The 23,714-nt window shown below is 55.7% G+C and carries 28 protein-coding genes; 18 read left to right on the top strand and 10 right to left on the bottom strand.

Annotated features, from left to right (window positions below):
* Nucleotides 1–19 precede the first annotated feature (19 nt).
* From Dform_RS03250 to Dform_RS03235, 4 genes are all read left to right on the top strand, one after another.
* On the top strand, nt 20–613 hold the full coding sequence (locus Dform_RS03250; protein WP_335583013.1) for a methionine-R-sulfoxide reductase: 594 nt from the start codon (nt 20–22) through the stop codon (nt 611–613).
* The gene (msrA, locus tag Dform_RS03245; RefSeq protein ID WP_076003745.1) at nt 610–1,122 is read left to right on the top strand and encodes a peptide-methionine (S)-S-oxide reductase MsrA; all 513 of its coding nucleotides are present in this window, start codon (nt 610–612) and stop codon (nt 1,120–1,122) included. The genes Dform_RS03250 and msrA overlap by 4 nt, the downstream gene beginning before the upstream one ends.
* 163 nt (nt 1,123–1,285) lie before the next feature.
* Nucleotides 1,286–1,507, top strand: coding sequence for a hypothetical protein (locus Dform_RS03240; RefSeq protein ID WP_076003744.1), 222 nt, complete (start codon nt 1,286–1,288; stop codon nt 1,505–1,507).
* A gap of 31 nt (nt 1,508–1,538) precedes the next feature.
* A complete protein-coding gene (locus Dform_RS03235; protein ID WP_076003743.1) occupies nt 1,539–2,210 on the top strand; it encodes a phosphoribosyltransferase in 672 nt (223 codons plus the stop codon).
* Nucleotides 2,211–2,311: 101 nt separating this feature from the next.
* Here the strand turns inward: Dform_RS03235 and Dform_RS03230 are convergent, their stop codons facing one another.
* The 3 genes from Dform_RS03230 to Dform_RS03225 all read right to left on the bottom strand — a co-directional run bounded on the left by Dform_RS03230 (nt 2,312) and on the right by Dform_RS03225 (nt 3,326).
* A complete protein-coding gene (locus Dform_RS03230) occupies nt 2,312–2,869 on the bottom strand; it encodes an Hsp20/alpha crystallin family protein (protein ID WP_225973722.1) in 558 nt (185 codons plus the stop codon).
* 69 nt (nt 2,870–2,938) lie between these two features.
* The gene (locus Dform_RS11350) at nt 2,939–3,112 is read right to left on the bottom strand and encodes a hypothetical protein (protein WP_158513458.1); all 174 of its coding nucleotides are present in this window, start codon (nt 3,110–3,112) and stop codon (nt 2,939–2,941) included.
* A 31-nt stretch (nt 3,113–3,143) separates the two neighbouring features.
* Nucleotides 3,144–3,326 carry a hypothetical protein gene (locus Dform_RS03225; protein ID WP_145925523.1) on the bottom strand — a complete coding sequence of 61 codons (183 nt, stop codon included), beginning with the start codon at nt 3,324–3,326 and terminating at the stop codon, nt 3,144–3,146.
* A 242-nt stretch (nt 3,327–3,568) separates the two neighbouring features.
* Here Dform_RS03225 and Dform_RS03220 point away from each other — a divergent pair, with 242 nt between their 5' ends.
* Together Dform_RS03220 and Dform_RS03215 are read left to right on the top strand one after the other, a co-directional pair.
* Complete coding sequence (locus Dform_RS03220; RefSeq protein ID WP_076003740.1) at nt 3,569–4,282, top strand: response regulator; 714 nt, start codon at nt 3,569–3,571, stop codon at nt 4,280–4,282.
* Between the two features lie 58 nt (nt 4,283–4,340).
* Nucleotides 4,341–4,703, top strand: a complete 363-nt coding sequence (locus Dform_RS03215; RefSeq protein ID WP_076003739.1) for a hypothetical protein — start codon at nt 4,341–4,343, stop codon at nt 4,701–4,703.
* A 29-nt stretch (nt 4,704–4,732) separates the two neighbouring features.
* Here the strand turns inward: Dform_RS03215 and Dform_RS03210 are convergent, their stop codons facing one another.
* Together Dform_RS03210 and Dform_RS03205 are read right to left on the bottom strand one after the other, a co-directional pair.
* Entirely contained in the window at nt 4,733–5,293 is a 561-nt protein-coding gene (locus tag Dform_RS03210; RefSeq protein WP_076005048.1) for a DUF1697 domain-containing protein, read from the bottom strand.
* A 10-nt stretch (nt 5,294–5,303) separates the two neighbouring features.
* Nucleotides 5,304–5,972, bottom strand: a complete 669-nt coding sequence (locus Dform_RS03205) for a dienelactone hydrolase family protein (RefSeq protein WP_076003738.1) — start codon at nt 5,970–5,972, stop codon at nt 5,304–5,306.
* Between the two features lie 179 nt (nt 5,973–6,151).
* Here Dform_RS03205 and Dform_RS03200 point away from each other — a divergent pair, with 179 nt between their 5' ends.
* Nucleotides 6,152–7,099, top strand: coding sequence for a DMT family transporter (locus Dform_RS03200; protein WP_076003737.1), 948 nt, complete (start codon nt 6,152–6,154; stop codon nt 7,097–7,099).
* Between the two features lie 133 nt (nt 7,100–7,232).
* Here Dform_RS03200 and Dform_RS03195 read toward each other — a convergent pair whose 3' ends face one another.
* Both Dform_RS03195 and rimO read right to left on the bottom strand, forming a co-directional pair.
* A complete protein-coding gene (locus tag Dform_RS03195) occupies nt 7,233–8,843 on the bottom strand; it encodes a peptide chain release factor 3 (RefSeq protein ID WP_076003736.1) in 1,611 nt (536 codons plus the stop codon).
* A gap of 135 nt (nt 8,844–8,978) precedes the next feature.
* A complete protein-coding gene (rimO, locus tag Dform_RS03190; protein ID WP_076005047.1) occupies nt 8,979–10,310 on the bottom strand; it encodes a 30S ribosomal protein S12 methylthiotransferase RimO in 1,332 nt (443 codons plus the stop codon).
* A gap of 248 nt (nt 10,311–10,558) precedes the next feature.
* Here rimO and Dform_RS03185 point away from each other — a divergent pair, with 248 nt between their 5' ends.
* The 11 genes from Dform_RS03185 to serS all read left to right on the top strand — a co-directional run bounded on the left by Dform_RS03185 (nt 10,559) and on the right by serS (nt 21,106).
* Complete coding sequence (locus Dform_RS03185) at nt 10,559–10,765, top strand: hypothetical protein (protein WP_076003735.1); 207 nt, start codon at nt 10,559–10,561, stop codon at nt 10,763–10,765.
* A gap of 126 nt (nt 10,766–10,891) precedes the next feature.
* Nucleotides 10,892–12,577, top strand: a complete 1,686-nt coding sequence (gene dnaX / locus Dform_RS03180; protein ID WP_076003734.1) for a DNA polymerase III subunit gamma/tau — start codon at nt 10,892–10,894, stop codon at nt 12,575–12,577.
* Nucleotides 12,559–12,858, top strand: a complete 300-nt coding sequence (locus Dform_RS03175) for a YbaB/EbfC family nucleoid-associated protein (RefSeq protein ID WP_076003733.1) — start codon at nt 12,559–12,561, stop codon at nt 12,856–12,858. The genes dnaX and Dform_RS03175 overlap by 19 nt, the downstream gene beginning before the upstream one ends.
* Nucleotides 12,859–13,006: 148 nt before the next feature.
* On the top strand, nt 13,007–13,618 hold the full coding sequence (recR, locus tag Dform_RS03170) for a recombination mediator RecR (protein ID WP_076003732.1): 612 nt from the start codon (nt 13,007–13,009) through the stop codon (nt 13,616–13,618).
* Between the two features lie 12 nt (nt 13,619–13,630).
* Entirely contained in the window at nt 13,631–14,689 is a 1,059-nt protein-coding gene (corA, locus tag Dform_RS03165; RefSeq protein ID WP_076003731.1) for a magnesium/cobalt transporter CorA, read from the top strand.
* Between the two features lie 4 nt (nt 14,690–14,693).
* Nucleotides 14,694–15,029 carry a tRNA-binding protein gene (locus tag Dform_RS03160; protein WP_076003730.1) on the top strand — a complete coding sequence of 112 codons (336 nt, stop codon included), beginning with the start codon at nt 14,694–14,696 and terminating at the stop codon, nt 15,027–15,029.
* Nucleotides 15,026–15,718, top strand: coding sequence for a DNA alkylation repair protein (locus Dform_RS03155; RefSeq protein WP_076003729.1), 693 nt, complete (start codon nt 15,026–15,028; stop codon nt 15,716–15,718). Before Dform_RS03160 ends, Dform_RS03155 begins: the two co-directional genes overlap by 4 nt.
* Nucleotides 15,715–16,479, top strand: coding sequence for a DNA repair protein RecO (recO, locus tag Dform_RS03150; RefSeq protein WP_076003728.1), 765 nt, complete (start codon nt 15,715–15,717; stop codon nt 16,477–16,479). Before Dform_RS03155 ends, recO begins: the two co-directional genes overlap by 4 nt.
* A 578-nt stretch (nt 16,480–17,057) precedes the next feature.
* Nucleotides 17,058–17,561, top strand: a complete 504-nt coding sequence (locus tag Dform_RS03145; protein WP_076003727.1) for a hypothetical protein — start codon at nt 17,058–17,060, stop codon at nt 17,559–17,561.
* A gap of 537 nt (nt 17,562–18,098) precedes the next feature.
* On the top strand, nt 18,099–19,865 hold the full coding sequence (gene lysS, locus Dform_RS03140; protein WP_076003726.1) for a lysine--tRNA ligase: 1,767 nt from the start codon (nt 18,099–18,101) through the stop codon (nt 19,863–19,865).
* Nucleotides 19,866–19,870: 5 nt separating this feature from the next.
* The gene (serS, locus tag Dform_RS03135; protein WP_076003725.1) at nt 19,871–21,106 is read left to right on the top strand and encodes a serine--tRNA ligase; all 1,236 of its coding nucleotides are present in this window, start codon (nt 19,871–19,873) and stop codon (nt 21,104–21,106) included.
* A 92-nt stretch (nt 21,107–21,198) separates the two neighbouring features.
* On the opposite strand, the gene Dform_RS03130 is transcribed toward serS, so the two are convergent.
* The 3 genes from Dform_RS03130 to rpsU all read right to left on the bottom strand — a co-directional run bounded on the left by Dform_RS03130 (nt 21,199) and on the right by rpsU (nt 23,630).
* Nucleotides 21,199–22,203, bottom strand: a complete 1,005-nt coding sequence (locus Dform_RS03130) for an NAD(P)/FAD-dependent oxidoreductase (RefSeq protein ID WP_145925522.1) — start codon at nt 22,201–22,203, stop codon at nt 21,199–21,201.
* 67 nt (nt 22,204–22,270) lie between these two features.
* Entirely contained in the window at nt 22,271–23,287 is a 1,017-nt protein-coding gene (gene aroF, locus Dform_RS03125; protein WP_076003723.1) for a 3-deoxy-7-phosphoheptulonate synthase, read from the bottom strand.
* 133 nt (nt 23,288–23,420) lie between these two features.
* Nucleotides 23,421–23,630, bottom strand: coding sequence for a 30S ribosomal protein S21 (gene rpsU, locus Dform_RS03120; RefSeq protein ID WP_076005046.1), 210 nt, complete (start codon nt 23,628–23,630; stop codon nt 23,421–23,423).
* Between the last annotated feature and the right edge of the window lie 84 nt (nt 23,631–23,714).

Raw genomic sequence — 23,714 nt, 5'->3', positions numbered from 1 at the left:
GGAATTTAAGGAGCGCCGAATGACATCATGGCATGAACAGCGTTTGACTTCCCTTAGGTCGGAACTTGGAGGCGGCAGAAAAGTAATCGCCTTTCCACGCAGCCTCAAACCCGCCTCGGTTACCCCCAAGGAGTTGGAAGTCCTGAAAACCGTTGAAGAAGAACTCAAGGACACTTTTCTGTTGGTTTACGAACCGGATATGTCTTTGGAGTTGTCACGAAAAGACGAGGACGAAGCAAAGGCATTCAATAAGCTGACCCCTGAGGAAGAGCGGATCCTCATCCATAAAGGCACGGAACCTCCGGGTACCGGAAAATATAATGATTTCTTCAAAGAAGGCACCTACCGGTGCAAGCGCTGCAATACTCCCCTGTTCTCATCGGACACTAAATTCGATTCTGGTTGCGGCTGGCCGAGTTTTGACGACGCGCTGCCGGGTGCGGTTAAAGAGATACCGGATGCCGACGGGCGCCGTACGGAGATTGTCTGCGCCGCCTGCGGTGGTCATCTCGGACACGTTTTTCGCGGCGAACACAAAACTCCCAGGGATACCAGGATGTGCGTCAATTCACTTTCAATCGACTTCAAATCTGAGAAGGAACAAAAGAAATGATCGAGAGCGCGGTCTTCGGAGGCGGCTGCTTCTGGTGCGTTCAGGCCATCTTCAGCCGGTTGAATGGTGTCAACAAAGTTACTTCCGGTTACGCCGGCGGCCAGGCACCCAACCCAACATATGAACAGGTTTGCACCGGCCGGACAGGCCATGCCGAGGTCGTCAAGATTGAGTTCGATCCGGCGGTAATTTCGTACCATGATTTGCTCCAGGTGTTTTACAAGGCTCACGATCCCACCACTCCGAATCGGCAGGGAGCCGATATCGGAACCCAGTATCGCTCGGTGATTTTCTATTCAACTGAGCGTCAGAAAACTGTAGCTGAAGATTATATCGCTCAACTGACCGCACAAAAGGCATACCCGCAGCAGATAGTCACAGAGGTCAAACCGATGGAAGCCTTTTATCCCGCCGAGGACTACCACCAGGACTATTATCAGCTTCACCCGGAAAAAGGCTACTGCCAGGCGGTCATCGCTCCCAAGCTCATGAAGCTTTTCAAACATTGATCCCTGCCAAAAATGGAACCAGCCCTGGTCTGATACCTCGTACTATCGAAATTAAGGGGCTTGAGCGGGAGAATTAAGTAGTTTCACCTATTTCTTTCAACAAGATTCAACGAGTACAGTTAAACATGTGTCCCGATTCGTTGAAAATGAAGGACGTGGTGAGTTGAACCTGGGAAAAGTCATAGATACGGTGCACGGTGCTTCGAGTCCGGCCATCCCTGCCGAGATCGGATTCCGGTATACCTCGGGAACGTACGCCCGTTGCCCTGTCTGCGGAGGCGAAGGCTTCATCACCCGGCAGGAATACGGACCTGAAGCCATCTTTCGATGCAGTTCCTGCTTTCATCAGTTCGAACCCGCGGGCAAAACGATCCTTTGGGTTTAGCTTCACGTAAGACCTTCGATGAGGACAATTTGTGGCTAATTGGCGGATCCTCAGCCGTAGCAGCGAGACATTTGCCGACAGGACTGAAGCCGGCTACCTGCTGGCGCGTGAACTGAAGGCATTCGCGGGGGAGAACACCGTCGTCCTGGGGGTTCCCCGCGGTGGCATGGCGGTCGCTGGTGAGATCGCCCGGGAGCTTAATGCCAGGTTGGACATCGTCTTATCGCGTAAACTGCGCAGCCCGGGACAACCTGAATTGGCTTTTGGCGCTATTTCCGAAGACGGTCACGTCTCACTCAACCAGGAAGTAGTCCGCCTGCTCGACGTCAGTGATGCCTACATTGAACAGGAAACAGCCTTCCAGTTAGCCGAGATCAAGCGGCGAAACCGTATTTTCCGCGAAATAAGTCCGAAAGTGCCGCTGGATGGGCAGGTTGCCATTATCACCGATGACGGTGTTGCGACCGGTGCGACCTTTGCAGCGGCCCTGGCCGCGGCCCGGAATGAGCGCCCGGGCAAACTGATCGCTGCCCTCCCGGTCAGTCCGGAAGATACGGTCAAATCTCTGGCCAGGCTCGCCGACGAACTGATCTGCCTGAGGGCTCCGGCTGTATTTGGCGCCGTCGGCCAGTTTTACCGGGACTTCCAACAGCTTGACGACGATGATGTTTTGAATATTCTGCGCGAAGGCAAATCGCGATAATGAACGTCTCGTCGGGGTGAATCCCGGCACGATGGTGTTTTAGGGCATAAATAAGGGGATGGTTTCGACCATCCCCTTCTCTTTTATCCTTTTAATCAGATCTATTTGGATTGGTTCTGTTTCTTAGCCACGGGTTTGGACTCTTTGGCTTTAGCCTCGATGACTTTCCCGCCGCCCTTCTCGGATTTTTTGGATGTCGTGGCGATCTTCTTGGGAGTGACCGCCCCGGCTTTGGGCAAACTGATCTCCAGGATCCCATCATCGCAGGAAGCTGAAATCTTGTCGACGTCTATGCTCGAGGGCAGCCGTATTGAACGCACGAACGAGCCGTAGGACAATTCGCGGCGATAAAAGTCTTCTTCGTGTGTTTCTGATTCATCCTTCTTCTCGCCTTTGAGAGTCAGCAGGTCACCGGTAATTGAGATATCGATATCTTCAGCCTTGATGCCGGGCACTTCAGCCTTGACGACGTATTTGTCTTCCTTTTCGAAAATATCCATTTTGGGCATCATTTCTTCTGCCCGGCCGCCATCTCCGCCTGTTATCGGCCAAAAACTCCGCCCGAATATATCATCGAACTCTTTTTCGATCTGGTCCAGCGCCCTGAAAGGTTGCCATACCGCCAAAGGGTGCCTTGATTGCCATCGCTCCATTGCCATCTTTCCGCCTCGCTTCTTCTTCATTTCACAATGGACAGATTATCCAACCAGTATCGGACCGTAATTTTTCTAGCGGCGGCCGCGGCGATGGAGTTGTTCAGCCCGGGCTTGCTCAAGTGAGAGAATCTTGCCGGGATAGCCGACATAGCCGCATTGGAAGCATTGGGCGTAAACGCCGTACTCGTCGCTATCCTCGAAGAGGTCGCCTTTTCCACATCTGGGGCAGCTTTTGAAGTGATACATTTACTCCTCCAAAATTCTTCGGTTTTCGACTCTATTCTCTGGGATCAGTATTTGCTCGTTTTACCGTTTGTAATGCCGGCGCTGACCTGTTTTCACGGTCGAAATCGGTTTCCAACCGCCAGGCGCCGACAACAGCCGCAATCAATAGCAGGATTATCGATATCATCACGCCCATTGTCTGTTCCTCCGGCGCTTTTTTCTTGACAATATTCAACCCCAAATCCAATCGCATGGATATACGTAAAAACCCCTAGTCTTGACGAAAAATGCCCTCATTTTTTTAAAATATATTTGTGAGATTTCACTCGGAGTGAGGTTTTGCCCATAGGCAGGGAACCATAAACGTGGAGAATCTTCTTTTGAGCATCTCGGTAGATGCGTTATAATCGATCTGAGATTAGTGATGAAATTCAATATTTTGGAAAACATCCGGTCGCGGGCATTGGAGATAGAAATATGACCATTACCATTTTCCTGGCTGACGATCACCGTGTCGTGCGGAGTGGTATCCGGGCTCTCCTCGAAGCCCAACCGGATTTTGAAGTCATCGGTGAATCAGAAGACGGTCTCGACACCGTCCAGCAGGTCGAAAAGCTCCACCCTGACGTGCTTATCGTTGATCTGATGCTCCATGGCATCTCAGGCATAGAAGTTTGCCGCCAGGTGATAAAACACTCGAACAGAACCGTGGTCGTCCTGTTGTCCATGTACGGCAACGAGAGTTATGTTCAAGGAGCGCTGCGCGCCGGAGCCAGGGGCTATCTCCTCAAGGAATCCACCGTGGATGAACTGACCAGCGCCGTCCGCGAAGTCATGAAAGGCCGCCATTATTTATCGGCGGCGCTATCCCAGCGGGCAATCGAGTCTTACATCAAGCAAACCGAAAGCGATGCCGTCGCCGACCCTTACGAGCAATTATCGACCAGGGAACGCGAAGTTTTACATATGGTGGTCCGGGGTTATACCGGCGCCGATATCGCGAAGAGGCTTTTTATCAGTCCCCGGACCGTCGAAGCCCACCGGGCCAACCTCATGCGTAAACTCAATCTTCGGAACCACAGTCAGCTCCTCCGTTACGCTCTCCAAAAGGGATTCGTGCCTCCGGAGCCGGAAGCTTTGAAAAATGCGGCAATGGCAGACGAACCGGGCGAAGACGCTGCTCCTGACTAACACGCGGCATACGATTGCCAGGCATTAAATAATTGATCCGAAGTATTAAGGAGTAACCGTGACAGAAGAGTTTCGCGACGATCGTTTTCGTGGCACCACACCGGTGGTCTATTCGACCGACTGGCGGCATCCCGAAGCCGGACGGACGTTTGTCTGGGCGTGGACGCAATGGTTCGAACGTGAAGAAGGCGACACCGGCGCGGTTGCTTTTGATCCGGTCGCTGACTGGGAGGACGAACTTCGGCGCTGGATCGCCCGGCAAGGTATTGACGACATCACGGACATCAGCGACACGGAATTCGGACGTCGGGTTTTGGAGGAGTTCCTGGATCAATCCCCGTTGTACCCCGAGGCTCCGGTGCTGGCCGACGAAAACCCCCTGAGCGAACAGGGCCCTGGCGAGGACCTGGAACACTACTAAGCCGTCCGGATAACGCTCCCGAAATCCTGTTATTTAACGATCGAATAGATTTTTTCGATCGTATTCCAATTCCTTGTCGTGTTATTTTTCCCGAAATTCTTGTCCAGGGCGCTCATCAGATCAGGCGTAATCCCCCGGTCAAGATCCACGATGCTCCGGATAACTCCCCGCTCAAAACTCAGTATCTGGAATCCTTTGGCCGCGTCTTTGAGCGGCAGAGCCAAACCAGGGGCTATTAATGCCTTTGTAAACGTGATGTAGAGCCTGGTCTGCGGAGTGACCTCGATTCCTTCAAAAGGCTTTGAATCTATCAAACGCGCAATTTCCGCTGACGACAATATGATAGCCGGCACTCTGTAGCCGAGTTTCGCCTCAAGCTCTTTTTCAATGACTTTTTCGAGGGTATCCCCACCTTGATCAGTCTCAAAAACGACGTTGCCGCTCGCCAATACCGTTTTTACAGACCGGAAACCGGCGTCTTCAAAGATTTTTCGAAGCGTCTCCATTTTTAAGGAGGGGTTCGAGCCGCTGTTGATGCCTCTCAGGAAGGCAATATACCTGCCTATTGGAGCAGTCCCCGAGGCGGCCATATTAGTCAATTTACCTGCTCCTGGCCGCAGTCAGGTATTTCAAAAACCATGACGCCGCCAGTCGCTCGACCTCCTCCATCGCCCCCGGTTCTTCGAAAAGGTGGGTCGCCCCCGGCACCACCACCAGCTCTTTGGCCGTCTCCAATCGTTCCATGGCTCGTTTGTTCATCTGGAGCACCTCGGTATCCGCGCCGCCCACGATCAATAAAGTCGGGGCTTTAACCTCTTTCAGCCGTCTCATTGCCAGGTCGAGCCGCCCGCCCCGCGACACCACGGCAGACACGTACTTCGGGAGTACCGCGGCGGCTGCCAGCGCGGCGGCGGCGCCGGTCGATGCCCCAAAATAACCGATTGGCAGGTCGGGCACCTCAGGTTGTTTTTCGAGCCACTCGGTGACAGCCACCAGCCTTTCGGCCAGGAACGGAATGTTGAATCTCAGTTCGCCGGTTATATTATCGACTGACTCCTCATCCTCCGTCAGCAGGTCGAATAATAGCGTCCCAAGCCCGGCGTTCCTGAGTGCCGAGGCTACTCTCCTGTTGCGGGGGCTGAGCCGGCTGGATCCGCTGCCGTGGGCAAACACCACCAGCCCGTCAGCGCCTTTGGGAAGACACAAATCACCGTTAAGGATAACGTGATTGACCGGAATCTTTACCGGACAGACGCCGTCGTTCGCCATGAAGCCTCCGGATACACTGAAACTCTAAGAGAATTATCGTCCTTCCGTGGTGTTAGCGCCAATAAAATAAACATCCTTGCCATTCTCGGAAATCGGTGGATTTCCGGTTGTTGGGACGTATTGGGGATTATTCGGACGATGATGTATAATTCTCGTTCAATTTTACCGATTGGTGTTGAATGTTCGATAATCTGAAATCTTCATCCAGGCTTGCCATAGGGGCATTAGTCGCCGTTACCGCGGCATGGGGCGCTACTTTCATAGTGGTTCAGGATGCCGTTTCCCGCATGCCGGTTATGGATTTCCTGGCGGTGCGGTTTTGCCTCGCGGCGCTGGTCATGATCGCCATCCGCCCGCAAAGTCTCCGGGGAATGGGTTCGCCAGGTTTCAAAAGAGCGGCTGTTTTAGGTCTGGCCTTGGGACTCGGTTATATTACCCAAACCTTTGGACTCCAGCACGCTTCGGCGGCCGTTTCAGGCTTCATCACTGGAATGTTTGTTGTTTTGACGCCGGTCGTTTCGTGGCTGGTGTTAAAAAGAAAGACCGGCGCCAACGTCTGGTGGGCGGTGATACTCGCCACCATCGGATTAGCAGTCCTCTCGTTGAATGGTTGGTCCATCGGCATCGGGGAACTGCTTACTTTGCTGTGCGCTATTTTCTTTGCCTTCCACATTGTGGGGTTGGGAGAATGGTCATCGAAGCACGATGTTTACGGTTTGGCGGTCTTGCAGATATCGTTCGTAGGCATACTTAGCCTGGTCGCCGCTTTACCCGGTGGCTTGACCCTTCCGCCTGATTCTGGTGTCTGGGGAGCTGTGGTTATCACTGCCCTGGTCGCCACGGCATTTGCTTTTGTTATCCAGACCTGGGCTCAATCCCTTGTCTCGGCGACAAGGGCAGCCGTCATCATGACCATGGAACCGGTATTTGCGGGTTTCTTTGCGGTAGTATTGGCTGGAGATAGACTGACTCTGAGGATCGTAATCGGCGGCGCGCTTGTGCTGGCAGCCATGCTGCTGACCGAACTCAAATCCAAACCCAAGCCCGGGCAAATGCTCGCGTCCAGTGTCCCGAACGTTGCCGGCGGTTTGGAAGTCGGGAACGCGGTCAGTACCACGGAAAACTGATCGCCAGCCGGTTTATGGCTTCTCAGGCCTCTCAACTCCTTTTTCTGCAGGCTTGATCGACCCGGCTCCGGCAATTTCTATCACTTAAGGGGCGCCGATCAAACGCTCCGCTGGAATCTGTTCGGTAAATTACCTAGCTGGTCTCGGATAGAATAAGTCCCGGATTTTCCTTCTGGAAATATTCGAGTTCCCATTTCGAATTGTAAAGGACGACTATGCCGTCGTTCTTGTCCCGGCACCGCCGCATCCCGGTTGATAAAGACATCCGGGGAATGGCGCCGTCGGACGCTCTTATCCATCTGGCTCCGCAGAAACCCAACCGTTGAACCCTGGCTTTTACGCCGTATTCCTCTTCCAGCCGTGAAAGCACCACGTCGAATTGGAGTTCTCCCACCGCCGCCACAATCGGTTCCCGCCTCAACGCGTCCTCCGAGTTCAGAACCTGGATGGCGCCTTCCTCCTCGAGCTGTTCGAGTCCCTTGTTGAATTGTTTGAATCGGGTTACGTCGTCATTGACCAAGATGGCAAAATGCTCCGGAGGAAACACCGGGATTTTGGCGAAATCGATCGGTTTTCCGGTGGTGACGGTATCGCCAATGCTCAGCAACCCCGGGCTTACAACGCCGATGACATCCCCCGGAAAAGCCTCATCGACGCTCACCCGTTCCCGGCCAAACAGCTTGAAGGCTCTTGAAAGGCGAATCTCCTGTTTCAGCCTGGGGTTTAACACCAGCATGTCTTTTTCGAACTTCCCGGAACACACCCTGACAAAGGCCATCCGGTCCCTGTGCCTGGGATCGATATTGGCCTGGAGTTTGAAGACGAAACCCCGGAAGGTATCGCTGGCCGGGTCGATAACGCCCTGTTCCGTTTCTCTGGCAACCGGCGCCGGGGCGAGTTCCAGGACCGCGTTCAAAAAAGCCTCGACCCCGAAGTTATTGAGCGCGCTGCCGAAAAATACCGGCGTCATCGTTCCGTTCAGAAATCGTACCAAGTCGAACTCGGCCACTGCCCCCGAAAGGAGCGACGCGTCTTCGACAAGTTTGTCGTAGGCGGCCTGGCCCAGCAATTCCGGCAGCGCCGGATCGTCGATGCCCGAAACCTGCACCGGCGCCCGGAACCGGTTGTGTTCCGTCCTCTGAAAACGCAGCATCTTATTGCCCCGTAGGTCGTACACCCCCTGAAACGACGGGGCTTCGCCGACCGGCCAGTTCATCGGTACGGCGGCGATACCTAGAATCCGTTCTATCTCGTCGAGAAGCGCCAGCGGGTCACGGCCGGGGTGATCCATCTTGTTGATGAAAGTCAGGATCGGGACGCCCCTCATCCGGCAGACCCGGAATAACTTTTCGGTTTGTGCCTCGATACCCTTGGCTGAATCCAGCACCATGACGGCGCTGTCGGCGGCCATCAGCGTCCGGTAGGTGTCCTCGCTGAAATCCTGGTGCCCTGGCGTATCGAGCAGATTGATACGGAAACCCTGGTACTCCATCTCAAGCGCGGTCGCCGAAATGGAGATGCCCCGTTGGCGCTCCATGGTCATCCAGTCCGAGGCGGTATGTTGCTGGCTTGCCCGGGCTCTAACCGATCCCGCCAGTTCTACCGCCCCGGCATAGAGCAGAAATTTCTCGGTCAGCGTCGTTTTGCCCGCGTCAGGGTGAGAAATGATCGCGAAGGTGCGTCTCCTCGATACCTCTTTTTTTAACCCTTTATTATCCGGTTTGGTTTCTTGAGCAGCGTTCAACAGTTACCCCTTGTGTGAAAAGTTACGGGAAGAATAAGCAAACGGAGGCGGTGTTTGAGTAGTTACAGGCGGGTGTATTTGATGATGGGTGACATGTATTCTAATAATACCAGAGTTAACCTGGGCGGTCACGTTCTAAACCGGCGACCCGCCCAGGTCGTAAACCATCGCGTCGTCGATATGAACCTGAATCATTTTTCCCGGCGAGACTTGGCCTTTGACGATCACCAGTCCGTCGACTTCCGGGGCGTCGCGATAGCTTCGCCCGATCGAGACCCCGTCGCCGCTGCCCTCCACCAGTACCTTCAACTCGCGCCCGATAAAATCCTGGTTGCGTTCGAGAGATATCGGCTGCTGTTTTTCCATAAGCCGTTTCAACCGCTCTTCTTTCAAATCATCTGATATCGGGTCGCCGAGCGCTTCCGCCGGCGTGCCTTTTTCAAAAGAGAACTTGAAAGTGCCGAGCCTGTCGAAACGGATGTCCCCGATAAAATCCAGAAGATATTGGAATTCGGATTCGGTTTCACCCGGATATCCGACGATGAAAGTGCTCCGGAGCGCCAGGTCGGGGATAGATTTGCGCATTATTTCGAGTGTTTTATATACCCAGTCAATATCGGCGGGGCGTCCCATGCGCCGCAGTACATCCGGATGAGCGTGCTGCAGCGGCAGGTCGATGTAAGGGACGATTTGTTTGTGCGTCGCCATGACTTCGATAAGCTCATCGGTCACCCCGCCCGGAAAAGCGTACATGATCCTGATCCAGTCCACCCCCGGGGCTGCGGCGGTCATTTTCCGGAGCAGCCGCGCCAGGCCGTTTTTCAAACCGAGGTCGAGCCCGTAATCCGTGCTGTTCTGGGCCAGCAGGACAATTTCCCTGACTCCCCGTTCTTGCAGGAAAACAGCTTCCGATACGATCGATTCTATCGGCCGGCTCGCGGTCGGCCCTTTGATCAGCGGGATGGCGCAGAAGGCACACTGTCGTGAGCAGCCGTCGGCGATCTTGAGATAAGCGCTCGCACCCTGCACCGTCACCCGTTTGACACCACCACTACCGGCGCCGGTTGGGCCGTCTCCCGGATTAGTCGTCACGTCAAAGCTGGGAGTCTGGGATTTGGTAAGGCCGCGGACCAGATCCGCGATGTCCATCCAGCGTCGCGTACCAAGGACGGCATCGACGCCGGGTACCCGGGAGTTGATGCCATCCCCGTAGCGCTCTGCCAGGCATCCGGCGGCTATTAGGATTTGCCCCTGCTTCTTGCGCGATGCCAGCTTGGCTAACTCCGCGTATGATTCCTCGGAAGCGGAGGTCATGAAGCCGCAGGTATTGACGATAATGACTTTGGCCCTTTTCCGGGAATCGACATGCTGAAACCCGGCCGCTGTCAGCAGTTGCGCCATGGAATCCGCGTCGACCGTGTTTTTGGCACAGCCCAAAGAGACAATTTTAAAAGTATTTTGGTTCATATTGACACGGGAATATCCGCCTGACTCTGCGGAAAGCAATCACCCCTCCACCCCGCCGGTTCCGCCAGTATACAGGGTTTTCAATTACTCTGGCTAATTATGTCATCTAGAACATAAAAACAATGTTCGGAATACATGGAAAATATTTGACTTAAGGTTCTCCGGGACTTAAACTTTAGCCCGTCTCGCAAACGCAACAAACCTTGCGCTGGCGTTTCAATCCGTGGCTATTAAAGGGGAGGATAATAATGGGCACTTCAATCGATTATCAAAAGGTGATGAACGAGATCGTCTGGGTTAATTTACCCGGACCTGCCGAACCCACTGCCGGCATGAGCGGCGGCGAACTGCTGCACGGCTTCCTGGCCGAACTCGGCACCTCGGAAATCCCCGAGATTAAAAAGTTCGTCGGGGAACTCTCCTACCGTTGGAACGTCCACTTCCGCACTAAATAATCGAATATCGCAAAATCCGCCTTGGAGAAAAATGTCAGGGTAAGTTGTTTTATCCTGGCATTTTTTCATTTAACCGCCGGCCGAATCTCGCGCAGGTGTCCTTGATTAAGGTATAATTATTCAATTATGTCATGCCAGGTTTTCTATCGAAAATGGCGCCCCCAGAGGCTCTCGGAGGTCGTCGGTCAGGAGCCGATAACCACCACCCTGCTGTCCGCGCTCAAGCAGCGCAGGGTGGCGCAGGCGTATCTCTTCTGCGGTCCCCGGGGCACCGGCAAGACATCCACCGGCCGCATCCTGGCCAAGGCGGTCAACTGCCTCACCAATGAGGGCCTGGGTGAGCCCTGCAACGTTTGCGACATGTGCCGCGGCATCACCGATGGCCGGGCGATGGACGTCATCGAGATCGATGCCGCTTCCAACACCGGCGTCGATGACATCCGTGAACTCAAGGAACGGGTCAATTACGCCCCCGCCGAGGCTCGATACAAGGTCTATATCATAGATGAAGTCCATATGCTGTCGACCAGCGCCTCCAATGCTCTTTTGAAAACCCTCGAGGAACCGCCGCCGCGAGTCATTTTCATCCTGGCGACGACGGAACTGCACAAGATCCTGCCCACCATCATGTCCCGCTGCCAGCGCTTCGATTTCCGGCGGCTGACCGTCAAGGACATCGCCGAAAAGCTGGCCGACATCGCCAAAGCGGAGGCTATCGGCATTGAAAAGAACGCCGTGGCCTTACTGGCCCGCAGCGCCGGCGGCAGTCTTCGTGACGCCGAGAACCTCCTCCAGCAGATCGCCACTGTAAACTCCGGGATTATCGGGCTCCGGCAGGTCCAATCCGGTCTCGGGCTAACCGGTGACGACCGGTCGAGCCAGTTGGTAAAACTGATCGCCGCCGGAGACATCGCCGGCGGTTTGAAGCTGTTATCTGGGGTTGCCGCCGACGGGGTAGACCTGAAGCAGTTCAACCGGGAGCTTATTGAAAGTCTGAGACAACTGCTCATGGTCAAAGCCGGTTCCGCTGACTCGGCCGGCTTAAGCGCCGAAGAATTAGCCGAATTTAAGAGCGTCGCCGAAAACGCTTCCCTGGAACAGATTATGAAAGCCCTCAAGGGATTCTCTGCCCTTTCCTCGGGTGCTGATATGACGACCCCCCTGGCCATGGAAATGGCGCTTGTCGATGCCGCGCTGAAACCGGCGGCCGCTGAAAAAACCGCCGCAGCGCCGGCCGAACCGGTAAAGGGGCTGAAAACAACCTTCGAACCGGCTGCCAGAGCCCCCGTTTCACCGGCTAAATCGGTGGAAGGCGGCCCAAAAACCCAATTCCGATCGGTGGATGGCGTTCAAAGCCAGGCTGCGTCGAAACCGGCGGAGCCACAATCCGAACCCGCCCGGCAGGAATCAGCCGCGCCGGAGAAGCCCGAACCCGCCCAGGCACCCAGGCCCGCAAGCGGCCCCGTCACGACCCTGGAAGATTTGCTGCGCCAGTGGCCGGGCATCCTGGCGGCGGCGCCGCCCGCCTTGAGGCGTTCGACCGCCCTGGCCATTCTTCGCAGCGCCGGCGCCCAGCCGGTGGGTTACGCCGGGGGCGTCGTCACCCTGTCCTTTAAGTTCCCCATTCATATGAACAAGATCAATGAACCGGAAAATAAAAGGGTTACCGCGGAAATACTCTCAGCCTGTATCGGAACGCCGTGCCAGGTGGCGTGCGTCCATGAACAGGTCAGCAACCATCTGGTCAAAGAGGCGCAAAAACGCGGCGCCGAGATAATAAACGTGGAGGATAAATGGATTTCTCAAAAGTAAAGCAGGCAATGGAGCTCAAATCACAACTGGACAAGATCCAGAAAGAACTGGCCAAGATCGTTGTCGAGGGCGAGAAAGGCCCGGTCAAAGTCAGCGTCAACGGCCAGCAGAAGCTCCTTTCTATAAGCATCAGCCCGGATGCGGTCAACCCGGCTAAAACCAAGCAACTGGAAGATAACATCCTGAAAGCGGTCAACGACGCCATGGAAAAAGCCAAGAAGGAATCATCCAAGCAGATGGCCGGCATGATGGGGGGAATGGGTCTGCCCGGTCTGGGGTAAACCCGGAGACCGAAGGGCAAGTAATACCCGCAGGCAATCATTTCTCTGGTGTTTAGTGGATTATTGGTAGTATTGGTATTATTCGATTATTGGTATTATTTGACCATCGGCATTATTGAACACGCTTTTCCATCGTAAAGAGAAAATAATGAAAGAAGCCCCCAAATCCACCGCCGCCGCCGTCAACCGCCTGACCGAGGTGTTGACGCGCCTGCCGGGCATCGGACCCAAGAGCGCCCAGCGCCTGGCCTACCACCTGCTGAAAGCCAGCGACGAGCAGGTGAAGGACCTGGCCGAGGCGCTGGTGGCGGTGAAGCAGAAGACCCAGCGCTGCCGGATCTGCTGCAATATCACCGACGCCGAAATCTGCAGCATCTGCTCAAGCCCGGTCCGGGACCAGAGTCGCATTTGCGTGGTGGAACAGCCCCAGGACATGCTGACGCTGGAACATACCGGCATTTACAAGGGCGTTTATCACGTCCTTCACGGCGCCATCTCACCCGCTGAGGGCGTCGGCAGCGCCGATATCCGTATCGCCGAACTGATGACCCGCCTTGAAAGCGGCGCCGTCGCCGAGATCATCCTGGCCACCAATGCCAATGTCGAAGGCGAAACGACGGCCATGTACCTGCAGCGTTTGATCGCCCCGCTTGGCGTCAAAGTGACGCGGCTGGCCCGGGGCCTGCCGTTCGGCGGTGAGATCGAATATGCAGACGACGTCACCCTGTCCCGCGCCATGGAAAACCGGCAGGAATTCTAAAGTCGAGAAAATATGGCTCGCAGAGTCAAACGGTCGGAAAAAACGGGGCTGCCGCCGGGCACCCTGATTCACATCGGCGAACGCCGGTCTGAAAAAACCCGTTTGCGCCTTTTCGATTACAACGAGTCCCAGCTTTTGGAAAAAGACCTCGGCGGCGTCGAAGAGGCGTTCCCCTTTCGCGACACGGCCAGCGTCACCTGGATCAACGTTGACGGCCTCCAGGAAACCGCGACGATCGAACAACTTGGGAAACATTTCGGTCTTCACCCGTTGGTCCTTGAGGATATCGTCAACACCGAGCAGCGGCCCAAGGTCGAGGACTTCGAGACCTATATTTACGTCGTCCTCAAGATGCTGTACCGGGACCCGCAGGGCGAGATCGAGGCCGAACAGGTCAGCCTGATCCTTGGCAACAACTTCGTCCTGTCATTTCAGGAAGGCGGCGGCGATGCTTTCGAGTCCATCCGGGAGCGCCTCCGCAAAAACAAGGGCATGCTCCGCAAACTCGGGGCTGATTACCTTCTTTACGGTCTTATCGATGCCATTGTCGACAACTACTTCGGGGTCTTGGAAAGCTTCGGCGAGGTTACCGACTCTCTGGAAGAAGACGTATTGGTCTCGCCGACGACGGAGACGCTGTCGACAATAAAGACATTGAAGAGCGAATTGTTGTTTTTACGCCGGAGCATCTGGCCAATGCGGGAGGTGGTCAGCGGCCTGAGAAATTCGGAGTCGACGCTTGTCAAGGCCAACACTCGAGTCTATTTCCAGGATATTTACGACCATGTCATCCAGGTGATGGACGGCGTCGACAACTCGCGGGAGATCCTATCCGATCTTTTGGACATCTACCTTTCGAGCGTCTCGAACCGACTGAATGAAGTGATCAAGGTGCTTACGATCATCGCCACGATTTTTATTCCGTTGACGTTCATCGCCGGGGTTTATGGCATGAATTTTGATTTCATGCCGGAACTGCATTGGCATTGGGGTTATTTCATTGTCCTGGGCATCATGGCCACCGCGGCCATAAACCTGCTACTGTTCTTCCGTCGCAAGAAATGGATTTAAGCCCTTGGCATCGATTTCTTACGCCGACTTTGAGAAAGTCGAAATCCGCTCCGGCCGCATCGTCAGGGTTGAACCATTTCCAAAAGCCAAAAAACCGGCCTACAGGTTGTGGATCGACTTCGGTGAATTTGGCCTGAAACAGTCCAGCGCCCAGATTACCCGCCGGTACGACTGCCCGGACCTGTTAGGCCGCACCGTCCTGGCGGTGACCAATTTCCCGCCTCGGCAGGTTGCCGATTTCATCTCGGAGGTCCTGGTTCTTGGAGTCGTGGGACCGGAAAACGATGTAGTGCTGATTAAGCCGGATTTCGAAGTAGCCCTGGGAAGCCGCGTGTTATGACCGCGTTCGAAACGATCGTCGCCCAACTGAAATCGCTGGCCAACCCGGTAAACGTCGCCGGCATGGCCCGGTTCGGCATCAAGGCCGATAACACGCTTGGCATTTCCATGCCGATCCTGCGGGCAATGGCCAGACCGCATCGCAAAAACCATGAACTGGCCCTGGAACTTTGGCAATCCGGAATTCATGAAGCCCGCATCCTGGCCAGCCTGGTCGACGACCCCAAGAAGGTCACCGTAGAGCAGATGGAGACCTGGACGGTTGATTTCGACTCGTGGGACATCTGCGACCAGGTCTGCTCCAACCTTTGGGAAAAGACCCCGTATGCTTATGACAAAGCCGTCGAGTGGGCCCGCCGGGATGAGGAATTCGTCAAACGGGCCGGATTCGTGCTGATGGCGCGGTCCGTCGTCGGGGGTAAGAAACGGCTCGACCCCACCCAAATGGGAGTCATCTTCTCAGAGATCGAACGCGGCGCTGCCGACGGTCGGAATTATGTCAAGAAAGCGGTCAGCTGGGCGCTGCGGCAGATTGGCAAGAGTTCCCTCGAACTCAACCGGCAGGCAATCGACACGGCGACAAAAATAGCCGCTTTCGACGCACCCTCCGCCCGCTGGATCGCCGCGGACGCACTTCGAGAGCTAAAAAGCGATGCCGTCCGGCAGCGCCTGTCAGCGAGGGCCAAATGAGCGCCCCGCGAGAGGTCAAGACCGAGGCCGTGGTCATCAGAAGAGCCCGCCTCCGCGAGGCCGACCGGGTCATCACCCTGTTCACAAGGGAACTGGGCAAAATTTCGGCGGTGGCCAAGGGAGTGCGCAAAGCCAAGGCCAGGCTGGCCGGACACCTTGAACTGCTGACTCATACTGACGTCACCCTGGCGCGCGGCAAGAACCTGGATACCGTGATCGGCAGTCAGACGCTGTCTCCAAATCTGTCAATCAGGAATTCGTTGGAGCGCACCGCCTACGCCTTGTATTTCGCCGAACTGGTCTCTCACTTCGCCCCGGAGGAACAGGCCAACAGGAGCCTCTTCGACCTTTTCGTCGAATCGCTGGGAAATCTGGGTGAGGCGGCCAATGCCGAGCTTTTGTCGCGCTATTTTGAACTTAATCTCCTTAAAAACCTCGGTTACCGGCCTGAACTCCGGCGCTGTCCAGGGTGCGGCTCTGAACTGAAAGCGCAGACCAATTATTTTTCGCCATCATCGGGTGGCGTTCTCTGTCCGGACTGCGCCGATGTGTCGGCCACCTACCCCGTTTCGGTCAGCGCCCTGAAGGTCATGCGTTTTATCCTGGAAAACCGCTACGATGCCGTCGCCAGGCTGAAACTGGATCCGGAATTAAACCTGGAGATCGCCTCACTCGTCCGCGCCTATATCCACTTCCACCTGGAAAAGGGCCTCCGGAGCTCCGCCTGGATAGACGAGCTAAGAACCCAACTACAAGCTTAAGCCCTCCCCATCTAGAGTAGCTTTCCTCTCCCTTGATGGGAGAGGAAGTGAAGGAGAGGGTGAAAAGCCGCAAGCCCTTCCCAGTCCTGTCTTTGCGAATAGCTTTCCTCTCCCTTGATGGGAGAGGAAGTGAAGGAGAGGGTAAAAAGCCGCCAGGACTTCCACTTCTGTCTTTGCGAGGAGCCCTGCGACGGGCAGGGCGACGCGGCAATCTCCGGTTGGTCATCACCCTTTGTCATTCCCGCGAAGGCGGGAATCTATCCCCCAAAGTCTTTCCGACGAGCTTTCCCTCTCCCTCGAAGCCTGTCCTGAGCGGAGTCGAAGGAGGAGAGGAAGTGAAGGAGAGGGTGAAAAGCCGCCAGGACTTCCCCCTTCTGTCTTTGCGAGGAACCCTGCGACGGGCAGGGCGACGCGGCAATCTCCGGTTGGTCCTCGGGGAATAATCATCTCGCATTCAATGATCTCATTTCGCGTTGGATCTAGTTGCGCCCCGCCTGTAAATATATTTTTCCAAATGGCGCCAAAAACGACACGAAACGCTTGACAGCTTGAGAGTACTCCTGTGCTATAATTACGCCATGAATCAGAACACAGGTGCTGCCACACAATTGAATATAACCGCTCCAACTCCCACTGGCTCACAAAGCCTGCCTGCCAGAAAGCGGGGAGGTCAGCCCGGCAACAGGAACGCCCGCAAGCACGGTCTCTATGCCAGGTATCTGTCGCCCAAACAGCTTGAGGATTACAACGAAGCCTGCGGCGTCAGGGGCGTCGAGGCTGAACTCGATCTGTTTCGCTGCAAGCTGGCCGAGATGCTGGAAACGGAACCGTGGAATCTGGCCCTATTGAATCGGATCACCAACACTATCCTCAGGCTGGAGGCTTCGCTTCCCCTCGAACCGGAGGAACGCGAACCCACTCAGAGAGCCCTGAACATCATGGGACCCTTCTTCTCCCATTTACTGGCTAAGGGCGATGAGGAGGTCACCCGGGCCTTTGATAAATGGATGGAAAACAACCAAGGAAGAGGACTCGTTTCTGAAAATGTTCATTGCGGTGAAAGTGAAGCTGATTCTCGGTGACTCGTTTTAATAAAGCCTCCCATCAGCGACGAAATCAATCGTCCCATTGCGCCCGTTTGGAATTTGATATTTGTAATTTGTTTAGGAATTGGAGCTTCGGATTTGGCGCTTGGCGGCAGGGCAGCCGGGCTGTGTCACTAAATGGATGGCAGAAAATCATTCGAAAGGGTTCATCGGCGAAAACGAATCCCACGTTCAAACTGAAGCTAAAATTTGATGATTCGTTCCAGAAAAAACGTTTTTGGAAAAGTGCAAAAAACAAATCCCGGTCTAGCCTGAGTGGGAATACCGGTCGCTTGTCGGGGTAGCCAGCAGGTACGAGTCCTGGGCGGCGGTGGGGAAGAGTGTTGTAGGGGCGATCGCGAATGTGTCGCCCTCCAAAACCAAATTGCTATGACCCCATTCATCACCTATAATTACCAAACTGGAACAAAAAGATTCCCTCTAGGTAGTACAGGCATCTTGCCTGTACAGCTTGCGGCGGGATAAATGCCGCAATTAGTAAGGTGTCAGAACTCAAAAGAATAAAAGGGCGATATGACCTCAAGAATCGACAATATTACCCGCGAGCGCCTCGATAAACTTGCCCGCCTCAAAGAGTTGGGCGTCGAGGCTTACCCCAACACCTTTCACCGCAGCCACACCAATGTCGAAGCCGCCTCGCTGGCTAAGCAACTGGACGGAAGCGGAAACGAACCAACCGTTACCGTTGCCGGCCGGCTGATCGCTCGACGTGGTATGGGCAAGATCAACTTCTTCGATATCCTCGACGGCAGCGGCAAGATCCAGCTGCTGTGCGGTCAGAACCACGTCGAGCAGGGCTGGGACCTGCTCCCGAGTCTCGATATCGGGGATTTCATCGGTGCCACCGGCAATCTCAAGCTCTCGAAATCCGGCGAGCCTACCGTCTTCGTCAAGACGCTGTCGCTGCTCACCAAGTCACTCCAGCCACTGCCCGAAAAATGGCACGGATTGCAGGACACCGAGACCCGCTTCCGCCAGAGGTACCTTGACCTCATCTCCAACCCGGAGGTCCGCGACACCTTCCGCACCCGGGCCAGGATCATCTCAGGCATCCGGAAATACCTCGATAGCCACAACTTTATCGAGGTCGAAACCCCAGTGCTGCAGCCTGCCGCCGGCGGCGCCGCCGCCCGGCCGTTCATAACCCACCACAACGCCCTCGACCGGGATTTCTACCTCCGCATCGCCCTTGAACTCCATCTGAAACGCCTCATCGTCGGCGGTTTTGACGGCGTCTACGAGATCGGCCGCATCTTCCGCAACGAGGGCATTTCCTTCAAGCACAACCCCGAGTTCACCATGCTGGAGTCCTACCAGGCCTACGCCGATTACCGCGACGTCATGAAACTGGTGGAGGAAATGGTTTCCGGCATCGTCAAGGACATCACCGGCAGCTACACCGTCAAATACGGCGAACACACCCTCGATTTCACCCCGCCGTGGCCGCGTGTCGATTTCCGGGCCGAACTACTCGCCAAGAGCGGCGTCGATTTCCTGGCTTATTCCGATATCGAAGCGCTCCGGCAGAAGATGCGGGAACTCGGCATCGCCATCGACCCGAAAAAAGACAAGGGCAAGCTCCTTGATGAGCTGCTTTCGACCTACATCGAGCCGAACCTGGTGCAACCGTGCTTCCTCATCGACTACCCCATCGAGATGTCGCCGCTGGCCAAAACCAGGCCGGACGAGCCGCGCATCGTCGAGCGGTTCGAGGGCTTTGCCGCCGGCATGGAGATCGCCAACGCTTTTTCGGAACTTAACGACCCTCTGGAGCAGGAGAAACGCTTCAAGCTCCAGATACTTTACCGCAACACCGAGGCCCAGCTCGCCCTCTTGACCGGGGAACTTATCGCCGAAATGGACGCCCAGGTGGCCGGGATGGCCCACTGCGACCCCGTAAAGGTCGAGCAGATGGCGGCGCGCGCCGGGGCGTTGTCTTCGGAGATCGAAGGTCAGGCGGGCGACAACCCGGCCGTCCTCAAGGCGCTTCGTGAGTTCCGGGAATACATCCACGAAGTCGAGCACAAGGCGAAATCTCTAAGCGATAAGATTGTCCTCAGTCTTTCCGAAAAATTGCGCCTCGGGCAGGAAAAGATCAAGGAAGCCCGGGGTGAAGAAGAACAGGAGACGATCGACGAGGATTTCATCACCGCCCTGGAATACGGCATGCCGCCCACCGGAGGCCTGGGTGTCGGCATCGACCGCCTGACGATGATCCTGACCGATAACCAGACCATCCGCGAGGTGATTTTCTTCCCGGCGCTCAAGGATAAGGAGTAACTTCCATGATCGATCTTAAGCTCATCCGCGACAATCCCGAACTGGTGCATAAAGCCGTCGATTCCCGGCAGACGAAAGCGCCCATCGATGAGATACAGGAAACGGACCGCCTGCGCCGTGAGAAGACCGCCGAGCTTGATGAGCTCCGCCGCCAGCGCAAGGAACAGTCCAAGCAGCGCGTCGATCCGGAAGCGGGACGCGCGCTCAGGGAACGTATTGCCGTCCTGGAAGAAACCCTGCGGACGCTGGACGAGCAGTTACAGACCTACCTTCTACAGGTGCCCAATATCCCCCAGGCCGACATCCCGTACGGCACCAGCGAAGAAGACAATATCGTACTCAGGTACTGCGGCGATGTTCGTGAATTCGATTTTGAAGCCAAACCGCACTGGGAGCTCGGCGAAAACCTGGGCTTGATCGATTTCGAGCGCGGTGTGAAATTGTCCGGAACCCGCTTCTATGTGTTGAAGGAAATGGGCGCCAGGCTGCAGCGTTCCCTCATCAGCCTGTTCCTTGACCTCCACACGCGCAAGCACGGGTACCGGGAAATGTACCTGCCCTTCCTGGTTAAAAAGGAGATCCTCTACGGTTCCGGTAACCTGCCTAAATTCGCCGATAACCTGTACCGCGACGCCATCGACGACCTGTGGCTGGTGCCCACCGCCGAGGTCCCTCTGACCAGCCTGCATAGCGGCGAGATCCTGACCAACGACCAACTGCCCATCAAGTATTGCGCCTACACCGCCTGTTTCCGCCGCGAAAAGATGAGCGCCGGCAAGGACACCCGCGGCATCAAGCGCGGCCACCAGTTCGACAAGGTCGAGCTTTACAAGTTCACCGAACCGGAGAAATCCAACGAGGAACTGGAAAAACTGCTGGATGACGCCGAGGACATCGCCAGGGCGTTAGGGTTGCCCTACCGCATCAAGCAACTCTGCACCGCCGACATCGGCTTCGCTTCGTCCAAAAGCTACGATATCGAGATCTGGGCGCCCGGCATCAAGGAATGGCTCGAAGTTTCATCTTGCTCTAACTGCTGGGATTTCCAGGCGCGGCGGGCTAATATCCGTTACCGCCGGGCCTCCGACGGCAAGGTGGATTTCGTCCATACCCTGAACGGCTCGGGGCTGGCTCTGCCCAGGGTCCTTATCGCTGTCCTGGAAAACTACCAGCAGGCGGACGGCTCGATCAAGGTCCCTGAGGCGTTGTGGCCGTACATGGGCACCGACGTCATAAAATAGGAAACGTTTTACTCGAAGCAAGCATCGAGATACCGATAATGCTCGCCGGTAGTACAGGCATCCTGCCTGTACAGGCCGTCAGTATGAATGATTCACGCTCGGCGGTGAGCCAGGTAATCCCTGGCGCCCTTGACCACCAGTCCAACGAATTCAGCCAACGAAGGGCTGATGCCGATGGTCTCAAGGGCTTGTTTAGGGAAAAAGAGATCGCCTGAAGACAGCGGGTTTCCCGCCATGAGCCGGTTCAGGATATTGGCTTCCTTGATCATGTATGAAAACCGCTGGAGGACGTCAGCCTGGTATTCGCCGGGAGAATCCCAATGGTCGACCAGCATTTTTGCCGATGTCATCGCCGGGATGATGCCGGCGCCGGTAACCGGATCCACCAGGCCGATCGATTCGCCGATACCCCAGACTGACCCAGCGTTCAAGGGCAGGATAGGTCCATGGCAACGGATTTTCCCGCGGCAACTGCAAACGACCTTGCTCTTGCTGCCGGACATCATTTTCTTGAGTTCTTCCCTGGCTTTATCGAATCCCCCGGGTGACAGAGACCCAAGGTGAACTTCGTCCGCTCCGATGGGAAACAGCCAGCTGTAACCTCCGCCGGGATTGAAAACCGCGGTCGGTGCGTCCGGCGCCCTGGCCTTAAGCCTGACCTGGACTGCCGAGACTACCGGCTGGGCGTCAGTCGGCGGCATAAACGCCCGCTCCGAACCCGTGGCATCGATGATTCGATCAAAGACGCTGACATCGGCCGTTCCCGGATCAAGCGGCTGGGCGTCTCCGAGAAAATTCTTTACCAATGCCGGTTTATTGATGATCGCCAGGTCGGCTTTCAACCGCTGCCCGTTGATCACCACGTGATCATATCTTGAGATGACGAACTGTTCAGAGTTGACACCGGCCTCGGCGCATAACTTCGAGAATAGCGGACGGGAGACTCCCCAGGCGCAGCACTTGATACCGCAGGCGTTGGCGGTGGGCGGGTCAAAAAGCGTGATATCCGAATCCGGATTACGGCGACGCAACAGGCGGTAGAGGTAACTGCCGCCGCTGCCGCATCCCATGATAGCTATTCGCTCAGGTGCAGACATGGCATCATTATATCATCACCGCCGGTGATTTCGGCCTCCCGAATAATTCCCCGCGGTCAGGGCGCGGTTAGATGGAGCGGCCTACGGCCGATGCCACAAGCCTCAGTTCGCCTATCAACCGGGAGAAATCAGATGGTGTCAGGGATTGCAAGCCGTCCACCAGCGCTTCCTTAGGGTTGGGGTGGACCTCGATAAGCAGCCCGTCCGCGCCGGCGGCAACCGCGGCCTTTGCGATTGCCGGAACCAGCGCATAATGCCCTGCGGCATGGCTCGGGTCGACCACGATCGGCAAGTGGCTGAAGCGCTTGATCACCGGAATCGATGAAATATCGAGGGAAAAACGCGTACTCGTTTCGAACGTCCTGATGCCTCGCTCGCACAGAATGACCTGATTGTTGCCGCCGGCCAGCAGATAATCTGCCGCGGTCAGCCATTCATCAATAGTGGAGGAAAGTCCGCGTTTTAAAAGCACCGGCCGTTTCTGTTTACCCACCTCGGTAAGCAGGGCATAATTCTGCATGTTGCGCGCCCCGATCTGGATAATGTCGACCGTTTCGGCCAGGTTCTCGACGTCGCGGGGATCCACCACTTCGGAAATTATGGGCATGTCAAATTCTTTCCTGGCTCCGGCCAAAAACCCCAGACCTATCTTTTCGAGTCCCTGGAAGCTGAACGGCGATGTCCTGGGCTTATAGGCGCCGCCGCGTAGAACGGCTGCGCCCGCATTCTTAACAACCCTTGCGGCTTCGAAAAGTTGGGCTTCACTTTCCACGGCGCATGGACCGGCCATCACCGCGATTCTATTACCGCCGATCTCGACTCCGCCGACAGTGACTGTTGAAGGCGTTGTTTTGAACTCCTTTGATGCCAGTTTATAGGGCTTCATAATCCGGGTCACCGACTCGACTTCAGGCAAAACGGCAAAAATGTCAGGCGACAACTGGCCGGTATTGCTGCCCAGCAGCGCCACTACCGTTTTATCTGTCCCGAGGTTCATTTGGACGCCCAGACCGAGCGATTTCGCTCTGGCCACCACAGCATCGACCGATATTTTAGCGGCCCCTTTTTTCATTTCGACGATCATCGTTACCGGGTCTCCTCACGTTCCAGGTTATGACTTCAAGATATTCGCGCGACACGGAAAAAGCCCACAACTTATAAAAAACGCCTCCGGAGGATGGCATCCTCGGGAGGCGTTTGATTGATCAAGGATTTGCCTACGCCGGTCGGCGGGTAGCCGTGCGGCGGGCGGCTTTAATAGCGGCGCGGCGGGTAGCTGTCTCTTTGCGTTTGCGTCGGGTCAGGGGTTTTTCGAAACGAGCGCGGCGGCGGGCTTCACGGATGACGCCATCGAGTTGTACCTTGCGGTTGAACCGCTTGAGCATGCCCTCGAAGCTCTCGTTATATTCGGGTCTAACTTCAGTCAAAAAAATCACCCCTTCCCGTCTGGATTAACCATGCGCGAATATATATTCTGGCCTATCTCACTTTTGGTGTCAAGTCAGAAATGG

This window comes from Dehalogenimonas formicexedens (assembly GCF_001953175.1).
GTDB classification, from domain to species: Bacteria; Chloroflexota; Dehalococcoidia; order Dehalococcoidales; family Dehalococcoidaceae; genus Dehalogenimonas; species Dehalogenimonas formicexedens.
Note: the sequence above shows the minus strand (reverse complement) of the source record. Positions and strands in the feature narration are given on the sequence as shown.

Bases quoted from the DNA above. Each gene is read 5' to 3' on its own strand.
- Dform_RS03250 (WP_335583013.1), top strand. From the start codon at position 20: ATGACATCATGGCATGAACAGCGTTTGACTTCCCTTAGGTCGGAACTT.
- msrA (WP_076003745.1), top strand. From the start codon at position 610: ATGATCGAGAGCGCGGTCTTCGGAGGCGGCTGCTTCTGGTGCGTTCAG.
- Dform_RS03230 (WP_225973722.1), bottom strand. From the start codon at position 2,869: ATGGCAATGGAGCGATGGCAATCAAGGCACCCTTTGGCGGTATGGCAA.
- Dform_RS11350 (WP_158513458.1), bottom strand. From the start codon at position 3,112: ATGTATCACTTCAAAAGCTGCCCCAGATGTGGAAAAGGCGACCTCTTC.
- Dform_RS03220 (WP_076003740.1), top strand. From the start codon at position 3,569: ATGACCATTACCATTTTCCTGGCTGACGATCACCGTGTCGTGCGGAGT.
- Dform_RS03210 (WP_076005048.1), bottom strand. From the start codon at position 5,293: ATGGCCGCCTCGGGGACTGCTCCAATAGGCAGGTATATTGCCTTCCTG.
- Dform_RS03205 (WP_076003738.1), bottom strand. From the start codon at position 5,972: ATGGCGAACGACGGCGTCTGTCCGGTAAAGATTCCGGTCAATCACGTT.
- Dform_RS03200 (WP_076003737.1), top strand. From the start codon at position 6,152: ATGTTCGATAATCTGAAATCTTCATCCAGGCTTGCCATAGGGGCATTA.
- rimO (WP_076005047.1), bottom strand. From the start codon at position 10,310: ATGAACCAAAATACTTTTAAAATTGTCTCTTTGGGCTGTGCCAAAAAC.
- Dform_RS03185 (WP_076003735.1), top strand. From the start codon at position 10,559: ATGGGCACTTCAATCGATTATCAAAAGGTGATGAACGAGATCGTCTGG.
- dnaX (WP_076003734.1), top strand. From the start codon at position 10,892: ATGTCATGCCAGGTTTTCTATCGAAAATGGCGCCCCCAGAGGCTCTCG.
- Dform_RS03175 (WP_076003733.1), top strand. From the start codon at position 12,559: ATGGATTTCTCAAAAGTAAAGCAGGCAATGGAGCTCAAATCACAACTG.
- recR (WP_076003732.1), top strand. From the start codon at position 13,007: ATGAAAGAAGCCCCCAAATCCACCGCCGCCGCCGTCAACCGCCTGACC.
- corA (WP_076003731.1), top strand. From the start codon at position 13,631: ATGGCTCGCAGAGTCAAACGGTCGGAAAAAACGGGGCTGCCGCCGGGC.
- Dform_RS03155 (WP_076003729.1), top strand. From the start codon at position 15,026: ATGACCGCGTTCGAAACGATCGTCGCCCAACTGAAATCGCTGGCCAAC.
- recO (WP_076003728.1), top strand. From the start codon at position 15,715: ATGAGCGCCCCGCGAGAGGTCAAGACCGAGGCCGTGGTCATCAGAAGA.
- Dform_RS03145 (WP_076003727.1), top strand. From the start codon at position 17,058: ATGAATCAGAACACAGGTGCTGCCACACAATTGAATATAACCGCTCCA.
- lysS (WP_076003726.1), top strand. From the start codon at position 18,099: ATGACCTCAAGAATCGACAATATTACCCGCGAGCGCCTCGATAAACTT.
- serS (WP_076003725.1), top strand. From the start codon at position 19,871: ATGATCGATCTTAAGCTCATCCGCGACAATCCCGAACTGGTGCATAAA.
- Dform_RS03130 (WP_145925522.1), bottom strand. From the start codon at position 22,203: ATGTCTGCACCTGAGCGAATAGCTATCATGGGATGCGGCAGCGGCGGC.
- aroF (WP_076003723.1), bottom strand. From the start codon at position 23,287: ATGATCGTCGAAATGAAAAAAGGGGCCGCTAAAATATCGGTCGATGCT.